This is a genomic window from Streptomyces albicerus, from assembly GCF_008905045.1.
Taxonomy (GTDB): Bacteria; Actinomycetota; Actinomycetes; order Streptomycetales; family Streptomycetaceae; genus Streptomyces; species Streptomyces albicerus.
Genome location: NZ_VWMY01000005.1, coordinates 1 through 11,993 on the forward strand (window position 1 = coordinate 1; position 11,993 = coordinate 11,993).

General features: G+C 70.2%; 9 protein-coding genes and 4 pseudogenes. 7 read left to right on the forward strand and 6 right to left on the reverse strand.

Annotated elements, in window-relative coordinates; all coding sequences use genetic code 11:
- Positions 1 to 522, reverse strand: a pseudogene (locus GAS53_RS58245) (transposase); the annotation flags it as partial.
- Between the two features lie 213 nt (positions 523 to 735).
- On the reverse strand, positions 736 to 2,103 hold the full coding sequence (locus tag GAS53_RS05160; RefSeq protein ID WP_192582964.1) for an MFS transporter: 1,368 nt from the start codon (positions 2,101 to 2,103) through the stop codon (positions 736 to 738).
- Positions 2,104 to 2,230: 127 nt separating this feature from the next.
- On the opposite strand from GAS53_RS05160, the gene GAS53_RS05165 reads away from it, so the two are divergent.
- The 5 genes and pseudogenes from GAS53_RS05165 to GAS53_RS05185 form a co-directional block, all read left to right on the forward strand.
- Entirely contained in the window at positions 2,231 to 2,797 is a 567-nt protein-coding gene (locus tag GAS53_RS05165) for a TetR/AcrR family transcriptional regulator (protein WP_151476229.1), read from the forward strand.
- Positions 2,798 to 2,888: 91 nt separating this feature from the next.
- Positions 2,889 to 3,620: an HAD family hydrolase gene (locus GAS53_RS05170; protein ID WP_151476230.1), complete on the forward strand. Its 732-nt coding sequence runs from the start codon at positions 2,889 to 2,891 to the stop codon at positions 3,618 to 3,620.
- Positions 3,621 to 3,821: 201 nt separating this feature from the next.
- Positions 3,822 to 4,850, forward strand: a pseudogene (locus GAS53_RS05175) (IS701 family transposase); the annotation flags it as partial.
- Positions 4,851 to 5,170: 320 nt separating this feature from the next.
- Complete coding sequence (locus GAS53_RS05180; protein ID WP_151476231.1) at positions 5,171 to 5,644, forward strand: GNAT family N-acetyltransferase; 474 nt, start codon at positions 5,171 to 5,173, stop codon at positions 5,642 to 5,644.
- Positions 5,645 to 5,721: 77 nt separating this feature from the next.
- Positions 5,722 to 6,189, forward strand: a pseudogene (locus GAS53_RS05185) (IS5 family transposase); the annotation flags it as partial.
- Here the strand turns inward: GAS53_RS05185 and GAS53_RS05190 are convergent.
- Positions 6,141 to 6,572 carry an NAD(P)-binding domain-containing protein gene (locus GAS53_RS05190; protein WP_318721356.1) on the reverse strand — a complete coding sequence of 144 codons (432 nt, stop codon included), beginning with the start codon at positions 6,570 to 6,572 and terminating at the stop codon, positions 6,141 to 6,143. The pseudogene GAS53_RS05185 and the gene GAS53_RS05190 overlap by 49 nt on opposite strands.
- A 171-nt stretch (positions 6,573 to 6,743) precedes the next feature.
- Positions 6,744 to 7,340, reverse strand: coding sequence for a TetR/AcrR family transcriptional regulator (locus tag GAS53_RS05195; RefSeq protein ID WP_151476232.1), 597 nt, complete (start codon positions 7,338 to 7,340; stop codon positions 6,744 to 6,746).
- 146 nt (positions 7,341 to 7,486) lie between these two features.
- Here GAS53_RS05195 and GAS53_RS05200 point away from each other — a divergent pair, with 146 nt between their 5' ends.
- Positions 7,487 to 8,386, forward strand: a complete 900-nt coding sequence (locus GAS53_RS05200) for an NAD(P)-dependent oxidoreductase (RefSeq protein ID WP_151476233.1) — start codon at positions 7,487 to 7,489, stop codon at positions 8,384 to 8,386.
- A 54-nt stretch (positions 8,387 to 8,440) separates the two neighbouring features.
- Here the strand turns inward: GAS53_RS05200 and GAS53_RS05205 are convergent, their stop codons facing one another.
- Together GAS53_RS05205 and GAS53_RS05210 are read right to left on the reverse strand one after the other, a co-directional pair.
- Positions 8,441 to 9,319, reverse strand: coding sequence for a poly(ethylene terephthalate) hydrolase family protein (locus tag GAS53_RS05205; RefSeq protein ID WP_151476234.1), 879 nt, complete (start codon positions 9,317 to 9,319; stop codon positions 8,441 to 8,443).
- A gap of 71 nt (positions 9,320 to 9,390) precedes the next feature.
- Positions 9,391 to 10,443: a helix-turn-helix domain-containing protein gene (locus GAS53_RS05210; RefSeq protein WP_151476235.1), complete on the reverse strand. Its 1,053-nt coding sequence runs from the start codon at positions 10,441 to 10,443 to the stop codon at positions 9,391 to 9,393.
- 1,265 nt (positions 10,444 to 11,708) lie between these two features.
- Here GAS53_RS05210 and GAS53_RS56060 point away from each other — a divergent pair.
- A pseudogene (locus GAS53_RS56060) lies at positions 11,709 to 11,960 on the forward strand (helix-turn-helix domain-containing protein); the annotation flags it as partial.
- Positions 11,961 to 11,993: the final 33 nt, after the last annotated feature.

An 11,993-nucleotide genomic window follows, 5' to 3' on the forward strand; every position in this document is an offset into this window, starting at 1 on the left:
GTGACGGTGCCGTGGAAAATGAAGGCGCGTTTGTCGAACCTCGTGACCACGGCCCGGAAGTTCTTGAGGGTGTTGATCGTTCGCTGGCAGGTAGCGGCAGTTGCGACGCAAGGAGTACGCCCTGTCACCGCCGAGATGGTCCGGCCGGGTGCGGGGCTGTCCACCACTGAGGCGGCCGACGCGGATGCGTTCCAGGACGAGGATGAGCTGTGGGGCGTCGCACGCCCTCTCCAGCGAGATGGATCTTGCAGGTGAGACCGCCCCGGGAGCGACCGAGCCTCTCGTCGGGGCGGTGCTGATGAGGCGTTGCTCTTTTCCCGGCGCCCGCAGAGGCCTCATCCGCCCTCAGGCGCCGTGCTGGTGGGCCCGGCATCTCTCCCACGTGCCGTCCGCCGACCATCGTCCGTGCCACTCGTACGCGCTCTTCCACTTGCCGAAACGCGCAGACAAATCCCGCCACGGCACCCCCGTGCGGTGCCGGAAGGGAATCCCCTTGGCATGCGTCAAGTCTCCTCGTCCCATGGCCATGCCAACGAGCTGAACCCGAGAGGGTCCGGTGACTTCGGTGGGCCGTCCAAGCCGTCGAGCCATCAACCCATCGGCGGAATGTCCAAAGATCGTACGAGATGGGCGATTCCTCCCGAAGGGGCTGGCTGACCTCCCGCCCGGTGGAGGCGTTCACCGCCGAGCGGGTCGTAGCGTGTGAGAGGCGGTGAACGTCCGCAAGGGCCCCCGTCACACTGACCGTTTCACGGAGATGCCTGACACCGCGAGCGCGGTGCAGACGGCCGCCACCGCGGCCGTCGCCGCGCAGGCGCTCAGTGCCGTGGCTCCGCCGGGTGAGGTCGCCCAGAGTGCGGCTCCCAGGGCGGAGCCCGCTGCGGCGCCCAGTTGGCGGACGAGGCTGGTCGTGCCGGAGATCATGCCCAGGCGGTCCTGCGGAGCGTTCGACATCACCCGGGCCTGATTCTGCGCGTTGAAGAGTCCGAATCCCACGCCGATCAGGAGGAGCCGCGAGGCCACGTCGGGCGCGCCCCAGGTCATGCTCGCCGGGACCAGGGATGCCGTACCGGCGAACAGGAGTACCGCGCCGGACAGTGCCACCCGCTGTGGTCCCACCCGGTCGGCCAGGCGCCCGCCCAGCACACTCCCGCACCCGGTTCCCAGGGCGAGTCCCCCCATGACCCAGCCGTTGGTGCCCGGCGGGACCCCGAGGGAGAGCTGGAGGAAGAAGGGGGCCACGAACAGCACGCCGAACACCGCGAAGTAGGCGCATCCGATGGCCAGATGGGGGCCCAGTAATCCTGGCGCCGTCACCAGTGACCACAGCGACCGGGCCGATGTGCTTCTGCCCCACACGAGCAGCAGCGGCACCGCGGCCAGCGCGAGCAGCCCCCACTCCACGCCAGAGTCCATCGCGAATGACAGCGCGAACAGCACCGCCACCGCCGCCCCGCCGAAGGTCACCGCCTCCGTGGCCCAGGCGGCCTTGGGCCACGGCAGCCGCGGTCCGAGCGGGAGTTGCCGGGTGACGACGGCCAGTACCACGGCGACGACGGGCACGTTGACGTAGAAGACGGCCGGCCATCCGTACGCCTCGACGAGCAGTCCACCGGCCGGGGGGCCGGTGACCCCGCCGAGCGTGCCGAGCAGCAGCACCGTGCCGAAGGCCCGGCCGCGCACCTCGGGGCGTACCGCGATGGTGGGCAGTACGGGCGCCGGCGCCAGCATGACCACTGCGAAGCAGCCCTGGACCACCCGCGCGCCGATCAGCCAGCCCACGCCGGGCGCGAGCCCGCAGGCCACGCTCGCCACCGCGAAGCCGGTGCATCCCAGGACCATCACCCGGCGCGGATCGGCGGTGTCCGCCCAGCGGCCGGTGCCGAGTGCCAGGGCGATCAGCGGCATGAGGTAGCCGAGGCCCACCCACTGCACGACCGTCGTACTCGTGTGCAGGTCGGCCTCGATGCGCGGCAGCGCCACACCGACGATCGACGCGTCCAACTGGGCGATGAAGATGGCGAGTCCGGCGGCGACGATCAGCCACCACCGGTCGCGCACCGGGGCGTGGTCGCCCCGGCTCTCAGCGGTGTCCGTTCCCAAGGAAGGCCTCCCCCACTCCCGGTTCAGGCAAGCGGAGAGCTCTCCGCTTGCCAGCACCGGAAGCCTAAGCGGAAAACTCTCCGCTTAACAAGGAAATAACCGGAGAGCGCTCCGCTACGCTGCGCCCATGACCGAACGTGCCGACGCCGCCCGCAACCGCCGCCGGATCCTCGACGCAGCCGTCCGGGTGCTGCGGACGCAGGGAGCGTCGGCGCTCACCGCGGACACGGTGGCGAAGGAGGCCGGAGTCGGCGTCGGCACGGTCTACCGCCGGTTCGAGAACCGGGCACGGCTCGTCTACGAACTGATCGAGGAAAACGAGACCCGCTTCCAGGAGGAGCTCGCCGGGCACGCGAGCGAACCGCCGCGGGAGCGGCTGCGCGCCTTTCTGCACGGCATGGCAGACCTACTCGAGGAACAGCGGGCACTGTTGCTGATCGCGGAGGCCAGCGCCCCGGCTGCCCGCTACCTCAGCCGCCCCTACCGCACGCACCATGAACAACTCACCTCCCTGGTAGCGGAGTTGACCCCCACCGTCGACGCGGCCTATCTCGCGGACCTGCTGCTGATGGCGTACACCCCGGGCCTCTTCGACCACCAGCGCGGCGAACGCGACTGGCCGCTGGAGCGCATCAAGAGCGGGCTGGACACACTGGTCGACGGCATCGCACGCACCACTGAGCGGCCGTCATAGTCGGTCGTCGTAGCGGGCAGGGGTGATCGAATGTTCAGCCATCTTGAGGTGAGGGTATTGCCGTCGGGGTCCCCCACGAGATGATCGTCCTGTGGCAGATGTGATCTTCTTCGACCTGGACGGCACCCTGGTCGATCACCGAAGCGCGGTCTTGGAAACGATCGGCCAGATCGTCCAGGCCGCGCCGAACGCGACGGCTCCACCGGAGGAGCTGGTGACGTTGTGGTGGACGCTGGAGGCGCGACACATGCGGGAATACCTGGCCGGTCAGTGCTCCTTCGCCGAGCACCACCGACGCAGGCTCCGCGCCTTCCTGCCGAGGCTCGGCGAGCCGGTTCCCGAGAGCCCCGGCCTTCTGGACGCCTGGATCGCCGAGCGCTACCTCACCGTGTTCGAGGAGTCCTGGCGGTGCTATCCCGATGTCCAGCCATGTCTGGACACCCTGAAACGGCTTCCCCGAGGGCCGCGTCTGGCTGTTCTCACCAACGGCGACCCCGAGCAGCAGCGCGCCAAGCTCGCCCGCTTCGGCCTCCTCGAATACTTCGAAGCCGTCCTGACCCCGACCGAGCTCGGCGCGGCCAAGCCCGTCGCCTACGCCACCGCCTGCCGCCGGATGCGGACGGACCCCGCGCAGGCGGTCAACGTGGGCGACATGCTGGAAAGTGACGTGAACGCAGCCGCCCTCGCCGGGCTCACCGGCATCTGGCTGGACCGCGGCATCGACTTCGTCACCGGTGGGCCATCGCCGACGGCAGACGAGACGGTGCTCCGCATCGAACGGCTCACCGACCTCCCCGATCACCTATCACGCACGAGCGCGTGACCGGCTCTCTCGGGACCGTCGTAAGTGAGTGGCCAACTGAAGCACTCAATGGCCAACTGCAGGGTTGTGACCGCGCTTCCGTGAATGGTCGCCCCGATGATGTACAGCCTGACAGGCATTGGTCGTAGTCGTCACGGAAGCGCGGTCACAACCAACTAAGCTGCTCAGTCACATGGGCCTGATCAAGAGCATGTTGGGCGTGTGGACGCACATGAAGTGAACCGTATGCGGGCGACGTTGGCGTTATACGTGGCGGATGTGTTCGCCTCGGTGCCGCGCAAGGACCAGCGGGCCAAGGGCGACTGCTACCTGCGGGGACTGATGCTGGACGGCCGCCGCAAGTCCATCCAGGCGATCGCGGAGCGGCTGCCGGACGGCAACGAGCAGAACCTGCAGCAGTTCGTGAACGAGTCGACGTGGGATCCGGTGCCGGTGCAGCGGCGGATCGCCCAGCGGATGGTGCCGCTGATCGGCCCGGATGCCTGGGCGGTCGACGACGTGTCGTTCCCCAAGGACGGCCGGATGTCGGTCGCCGTCGCGCACCAGTACTGCTGCGCGTTGGGCAAGCAGGCCAACTGCCAGGTCGCCGTGAGCGTGCACGCGGTCACCGACGCCGCCTCCGTCCCGCTGCACTGGCGGCTGTTCCTGCCCCAGGAGTGGGCGGACGATGCAGAACGCCGGCGCCGGTGCGGGGTGCCCGATGAGGTCGGGCACCGGGAGAAGTGGCGCCTGGCCCTGGATCAGCTGGCCAGGTGGGGTCTGGTGCCGCCGGTGGTGGTGGCCGACGCCGGTTACGGGCAGAACGCCGACTTCCGCCACGCGCTGGCCGGCCGGGGTGTCCCATACGTGGCCGGCATCCAGGCCGATCTGAGCGTGCGGCCGCACGACGCGGCCCCCGCGGCGCCCTGGTCCGGCCACGGCCGCCCGCCCATGCCCCGCTACCGGCAGCAGCCGGTATCGGTCGCACAACTGGCCCTGGCAGCCGGACGCCAGGCGTTCAGCGAGGTGACCTGGCGGGAAGGCTCCCGCGGCCCGATGCGCTCGCACTTTTGGGCGGTGCGGGTGAGCCCGGCCGGGGTGCGCGCCCGCCGCCTGGCCCAGGCCGCCGCGGTGGCCGAGCATGGCCGGTGGGACGGTGTCCTTCCCGACGTGTGGCTGCTGGCCGAGTGGTTGGACGGTGACAGCAAGCCGTCCCGGTTCTGGCTGTCCGACCTGCCCGACGTGTTGGCCTGGCTGGTCGGCTGGTGCAGCGGCGGGCGGCAGCCCCAGCCGCAGGTGCACCAGCGTGACGCGGAGCCGGTCGACGAAGACCAGGCGTTGCTTGGGCCCGGCACCAACAGCCCGCCAGCGGTCCCCGCCCCGCCGCTCACGCAAGGCCGACTCACGGGCGGCCTGTCACTTGGGGGACGAGTCCTTCGAGCAACTCGCCGAAATGTGCGCAGGGGACCCCGGATAGGGGCAGGGTGGGAACAGACCGCACGAGCCCTACTTGCTGTCACAACTTGCCCAACCCGTGCGGACCCTCGCCTGCAACGGCCAGGGCGCCTGCCATGATCGTCATCATGGGGATACACATCGCACCGGCCACGGTGGCCGACTTCCACCAGGTCCTGACTGATCACCCCCGTTACTGGGGCGAACGCGACCTTCGGTCGCTGCACCTTCTCGCCCTGGTGCAGGAGTTCGGTTCCACCTGCTTGGTTGCCCGGGCCCAGGACGGAATCCGCGGGTACGTCTTCGGGTTCGTCACCCCAGACGGCACCGGGTACGTGCATCTGATCGCCACGCGGGACGACACCCGCGGCACCGGCCTCGGGCGTCGTCTGTACACGGCGTTCGCCGAAGCAGCGCAACGCCACGGCGCACAGCAGTTGAAGGCGATCACGTCAGTCGAGAACACCGGCTCCATCGCCTTCCACCGCAGCCTCGGCTTCGACACGAAGATCGTCGACGACTACAACGGCCCCGGCAGGGCCATGGCCGTCTTCCACCGAGATCTGCCGCTCAACGTCTCGTCGCCCTGACCAACCAACCGTCACCGGCAGTCGCTCCCCAGGCCGTTAGCGCGTGTCTCTTTGATGGGTTGGTCAGTTGATCGGATGTGTCCGTCCGATTAGTGATCACTGATGCGATGTGGCGCCGGATCGAACCGCTGATGCCGGCCGATCCGGTCCGCGGCAGGCGGTGGGCCGATCACCGCCGCACCCTTGAGGCCATCGCGTGGAAGTACCGCACCAACTCGCCCTGGCGGGACCTGCCCCGATGAGCTCGGCCCGTTCCAGACCGCTCACAAGCGGCTGATCAGGTGGGCACTCGACGGCACCTGGGAGATGATCCTCGCCTCTGTCCTGGCAGCGGCCGACGACGACATCGACTGGACGGTGTCGGTGGATTCCACGGTCGTTCGGGCCCACCAGCACGCCGCCGGAGCACGCAAAAAGGGGCGGCCCCGGAAGGCCACGCACCCGGCCCATCGCCGTGCTGGCCGACCGGGCTTACTCCTCCCCGCGCCATCCGCAGCTACCTGCGGCGCCGGGGAATCCGAGCGGTCATCCCGCAGCCGTCGGACAACTCCCCAGCGGGTGTGGTCAGTTCGAAGACCCCGCTCGGCGACCGCCGCAGACCGGTGACGGACACTCCCTCCACCAGCGGGAGCCGGAAGAAGGCGACGTACTCCTCCAGGTACCGGACGATCTCGTCGCGGACCATGAAGTCGTCGGGATCGTCCCCACGATAGGGGTAACCGGGCAGCCTGCACTGCCAGTTGGGGGTCACCAGGCAGAAGGTGTCCCAGCGGCGCGTACGCCACTCGTGCCCCATGCGGTGGGCCTCGATCACGACATGCTCGATGCCTCGCTCGCGAAGGCAGTAACTTACGGACAGGCCCGCCTGGCCGCCGCCGACGACCGCGACCGGGTAATGGGCATACAGCTCAGGCATGAAGTCCTCCATGCGAGAGGCCGAGGTTGACACCTTGCCGCTGCTTGTGAGGACCACTTCAGCCACGGGGAATTTCCGAACGAAGTCATCCGGCACAAAGAGGAGTTATGGAGTTCTCGCTGAGGGTGACGAATCGGTCCTGAAGTCCGACGCCTCGCCACCGCTCCCACGTGGGGGCGGCGGTCAGCCGACTTCGGTCACGGCGGCGTCGAGGAGGGGGCCGAGTTCCCGGGACACGGTCGTCAGGGCGCGCACGTCGCGCTCGGCCCGGGCGACGAGGATCGCTCCCTCCAGGGTGCTGATCATGAGCGTGGCGAGCGCTTCGGCCCGCCCCTTCGGCACGCCCATGTCCACCAGAGCCCGGGCAACCGAGCCGTTCCAGGTGGAGAAAGCGGCGGACGCGGCCTCCCGTGTGGAGGCGGTCGACTCCGCGCAGTCGACCGTGGCGGCGGCGACCGGGCAGCCGCCCGCGAAGCCGGCAGCCTCGTACTCGTCGCTCCACTGGCGCACCATCTCGGCGAACAAGCCGCTGGGCGTCGGCTCGGGCAGCGCGGCGAGGAAGCGGGCGACACGCTTGCCCGCGTACCGGCCCGCCCAGCCCACCGCCTCGTTGACGAGCTGCTCCTTGCCGTCGGGGAAGTAGTGCTGGAGCGATCCGCGCGGCGCCTCGGCGTGGGCGGCGACCTCGCGCATCCCCGTGGAGGCGACCCCGTCGCGCCGGATGAGCTGAGCCGCGCTGAAGACCATCCGCTCGCGTGGCCCCCGTTCGGACACCGCCATGCTCGACCTCCCACCACTGTTCTGCGAGTCTTCCGACTCCTCCCACCCTATGACCGTCGTCATAGCGCCGACTACTATGACCGCTGTCATAGTCACAGTGACGGCGACGGCCCGACCTCGGAATGGGCCGGAAACGGCGGTGCATCGTGTACGTGGGTTTCGTCGGCCTCGGACTCATGGGTCAGCCCATGGCGCTCAACCTCGCCCGAGCGGGGACGCCTCTCGTCGTCTGGAACCGCACCCCGGCCAGGTGCGCGCCTCTGCGCGCGGCCGGAGCCGAGGTCGCGGCGAGCCCCGCCGAGGTCTTCGACCGGGCCGACGCCGTGATCCTCATGCTGGCCGACGAGACGGCGATCGACGTGGTCCTCAGCCGCGGCACCCCGGACTTCGCCGCACGCGTCGCCGGACACACCGTTGTCCACATGGGCACGACCTCGCCGGAGTACTCGGGCAGTTTGGAGGCCGACATCCGTGCCGCGGGCGGGCGGTACGCCGAGGCTCCGGTCTCCGGCTCCCGGGTCCCGGCGGAACAGGGGCAGTTGGTGGCAATGCTGGCGGGTGACGACCACGCCGTGGAGACCGTGCGGCCCCTGCTCGCCCCCATGTGCGCGGAGACGTTCGACTGCGGCCCCGTCCCGAACGCCCTGTTGATGAAGCTCTCGGTGAACCTGTTCCTGATCACCCTGGTGACCGGGCTGACCGAGGCGTTCCACTTCGCCGACCGGTACGGGCTCGACCAACGCCTGCTCCAGAACGTCCTGGACGCGGGCCCGATGGCCAGCTCGGTCTCCCGTATGAAGGCGCCCAAGCTGCTGGCCCGTGACTTCGCCGCACAGGCGGCCGCCGAGGACGTCCTGAAGAACAACCGGCTGATCGCGGAAGCCGCCCGGAAGGCCGACCTGGCCTCGCCCCTCCTGGATGTCTGCCACGCACTCTTCGGCGAGACCGTGGCGCAGGGCCACGGCGGCGAGGACATGGTGGCCGTGCTGCGCGCTCTGGAGGCCCGGACCGACGGCACACGCCGATCGAGTGCCCCGTCGTGCTGACCGGCACCGGCCCGCGGTCCGCGTACGGACCGCGCGGCCGCGCCTGCCGAAGGACTAACCGGTGGGGCAGGTGTTCCGGTACTCGCTGATCTGGGTGTTCGGTGTGGGTGCCGGGCACAGGAACTGCTCGTAGCGCACGTCCTCGTCGACGAACCGCTTGAGCCAGGCGATGCTGTACTTGGCGATCGTCGTGTTGGAGCCGAGGGCCACGTTGTGGTCGGCGCCCCGGAGCTCCAGGTACGCCTTCTCCGGCGCGGCGCTGAGGCTTCCGTAGAAGACCTCCGCGTGCGAGGCCGGTGAGGCGATGGCGTCGTTCTCGGCGCCGATGATCATCGTGGGCACCCGGTCGGTCTCCCACGTCTTGTCGTTGTTCCACGGCATGAGCGGTACCGCGGCCTTGAGCGAGGGGCGCAGCTCGGATGCCTTGAGCGAGCCGCCGCCGCCCATCGAATGACCCATCACCGCAAGGCGGCCCGGGTCGATGCGGTTTCTCACCGAGCTGGACTGGACGAGGAAGTCGAGCGCGTTCAGCATCTGCGTTGCCCGGTCGTCGGGCTGGTCGAAGCCCGAGTTGGTGTCCAGCGTCAGGACGACGAAGCCTTGGGACGCGAGGCGGGGGCCGTACCAGCTGATCAGCGCCTCCGGAGTGATGAAGCCGGGGCTGACGACGACGGCTCCGAAGGTGCCCTGGCTGGTGTCGGTGGGGTAGTAGGCGGTGCCCCTGTTGAAGGTGGGCCCGTCGACCGTGGTCTGGGCCGTGGCGAAGGGGCCGCGCTCGGCGGTGATGGACTGCTCGGTCGGATCGGGGCCTCGTTGGAAGTCCCCGGGCCCGGCCTGAGCCTCCTGGGGAAGAAGGCTCGCGCCGACCGCCAGAGCGGCCGCGGCGGAGAGGAGTCCGACTCGTTTCGCGGTGCGGGTGCTCGCATGTCTCATGCGGCCAGAGCATGCTGACGAAAAGTCAGCGGCGCTTCTGGCTCAACTGCTGAATTCCGTACGGAAGTTTGTCAGGGCAGCAAGGAGCGCCGCACTGACCTGCTGCGCAGCGCCAGTTGCGCGTCGAACCGGAAGGCCGGGTCGTCGAGCCGTTCGCCGTACAGGGCCGCGAGTTGGCGCAGTCGGTTGCGGGCGGTCTGCGGATGGATGCCCAGCGCGGCGGCGACCTCGGGGGCCGTGCGTCCGCCGGAGGCGAGCAGCGCTTCGAGTGTGTCCGTGAGCCGCTCCGCCTTGCCCGGCGGCAGGGCGCGCAACGGCTCGAGTACCTGGTCGGTGAGGAGAGCTCCGATCGGCGATCCGTGCAGGAGATGCAGCTCCGAGAGATGGTCCTCGGGCCTGAGCCGGCCGAGCCGCCGCCCCAGCCGGGCGCAGTGCAGCGAGACCCACGCCTCGTGGAGCAGGACGCTCGGGCCCACCGCCGCTCCGGTCCCTTCGAAGACGGTCAGCAGCCTCTCGTCGGGCACCACCAGGTGCAGCTCACCGCCCCGGCTCACCCGCAGCACGTCCTCGTCGACCGCGCTCACGTCGGCGGAGGCGGGCAGGACCGCGCACCGGACCCGTTCCGGCAGCGGCCAGGCGGCCCTGCGGGCGAGGTCGGGGAGCGGTTCCGCGAGCGGATCCCCGTGGCGTTCCAGCAGCCGTGCGGCAAGCAGCCGGCGGGTACGCAGCACCTCGTCGGCCGCCCCGGCCCGCGCCTCCTCGAAGCCCGCCACCGACTCCTCGGCCAGCGCGTGGATGTGCGTGAGCACGGCCTCGCTCAGCGGGACGGCTATCTCACCGGAGAACCGGGCGTCCCGCGCCACGTCCGTATATCGGCGGCAGGCCACCCTGGCGCCGATCCGGTACGCGGCCTGCAGCCCGTCCATGCCGCGCCCGTTCAGATACTCCAGTCTGCCCAGCCGTTTGAAGCGCGGCACGTAGTGCTGCTGCGGCCCGTCCGGCTCCTCGACCAGCTCGGTGAACTGCGTGGCCGCGAGCCGGACCGCCTCGGCGAGGTCACGCGCCACGGCGGAGCCCATGGGCTGCCGGTAGCCGCGTATCTCTCTGCGGATGGCCTGCACCATCTCCGTGGTGAGCTCCGGAAGCCGGGCCCGGAGCAGCGGGCCGAGCGCCGGAGGCAGGTCATGCCACGGGCGCCTGGATAAGAGCGGATCGACACCTGACACGTCCAACTCCCTTGCTCTGCAGGTCCGGCGAAGTCCGGTGCGGTTCGCCAGCGCCCGGAAGGGGCGCGGGGCTGTGACATTTGCGGCTCCGCCGCGGGGCGCGACAAGCCACGACGGACCCGCGGATGAAGCACCGCACTTCCAGCGGAGCGCTTAGCACCCGACGGTGAGTCGTCGTGGGCTGGAGTGTAAGCCGGGTGACACTTTCGCCGCCGGTGTGCGCGAGGAATCTGGCGTACGTCACAGGGGTCCCGCAGGCTTGCCCCGCCCCACGGGAATCCACGGGAGGCACCTTGACCCCCACGCACACGCACATGCAGGCCATGCACATGCAGGCGATGCACACCCAGGACGCCGCGCCGCTTCCTGGTGAGATGCGCCGGATGCTGCTGCGGCACATGCCGGCCGCCATCGACGAGATGGAGGAGGCCGTCCGCACCGGCCTGCCGCACTACACGCACATCGTCGACGGCACGTACGGCTACTCGGTGCGCCAGATCATCGACCGCACGGTCAGCTGCTTCGTCTCGATCCACGACGCCACCCGGCCCAGCCTGGCCGCCACCGCCGAGATCATCGCCCTGTACGAACGCATCGGCGCCCGGCACGGCCGCCTGGGCTGCCCGCTCGACGTACTGCGGGACGCCCTCGACCTGGCGGGGCGGGTGGCATGCCGCCGGCTCATCAAGGACGCGTACCGTCTGCACTGGCCTGCGCCCCTGCTGGCGACGCTCACCGAGGACACCTTCACGCTGATCGGGACGGCCATCGCGGCCGCGTCGCGCGGCTACGCCGAGGAGTGCCACCGCGCCCCGCTCGACGTACAACGCGACCGGCTGCGTGACGCCCTGATCGCCGAGCCCGACGACAGGCCCCGGCCGCTCACCGAGCTGGCCGAGGCAGCCGACTGGCGACTGCCCGGCACGATCGCCGTGCTCGCCCTGCCGCCGGGCGACCATCCGCAGACCCGTGTCCTGCCGCCCGAGGTACTCGCCGACCGGAGCCCCGCCGCGCCCTACCTCATCCTGCCCAACCCCCGTACACCAGGCCCGCGTTGGCTTCCGAAGACCAGGGGTGCCGCACTTGGGCCCGTGGTGCCCGCCGACCGGGGAGCGGTGTCGCTGCGCTGGGCGCGACGCTGCCTCGACCTGGTCGAGCACGGCATGCTGCCCGCGGGCACGCCCGTGCGCTGCGTCGACCACGTGGCCGTCCTCACCGCGTTCCAGTCGGGTGACCTCCTCGATGCCGCCGCGGCCGAACTCCTCGGGCCGCTCCTCGAACTTCCGCCGCGCCGCCGCGAACCCCTCCTCGAAACCCTGCTGGTCTACCTCCGCTGCGGCGACAACGCCGTGCTCACCGCGGACCGCCTGCACGTCCACGAACAGACGGTCCGCTACCGCCTCCGCCAGATCACCCAGCTCACCGACGGCACCTGCCCGGACCCCGAA

Coding starts and splice junctions, on each gene's coding strand:
- GAS53_RS05165 (WP_151476229.1), top strand. CDS start 2,231: ATGACCGAACGTGCCGACGCCGCCCGCAACCGCCGCCGGATCCTCGAC.
- GAS53_RS05180 (WP_151476231.1), top strand. CDS start 5,171: ATGATCGTCATCATGGGGATACACATCGCACCGGCCACGGTGGCCGAC.
- GAS53_RS05190 (WP_318721356.1), bottom strand. CDS start 6,572: ATGGAGGACTTCATGCCTGAGCTGTATGCCCATTACCCGGTCGCGGTC.
- GAS53_RS05195 (WP_151476232.1), bottom strand. CDS start 7,340: ATGGCGGTGTCCGAACGGGGGCCACGCGAGCGGATGGTCTTCAGCGCG.
- GAS53_RS05205 (WP_151476234.1), bottom strand. CDS start 9,319: ATGAGACATGCGAGCACCCGCACCGCGAAACGAGTCGGACTCCTCTCC.
- GAS53_RS05210 (WP_151476235.1), bottom strand. CDS start 10,443: ATGGTGCAGGCCATCCGCAGAGAGATACGCGGCTACCGGCAGCCCATG.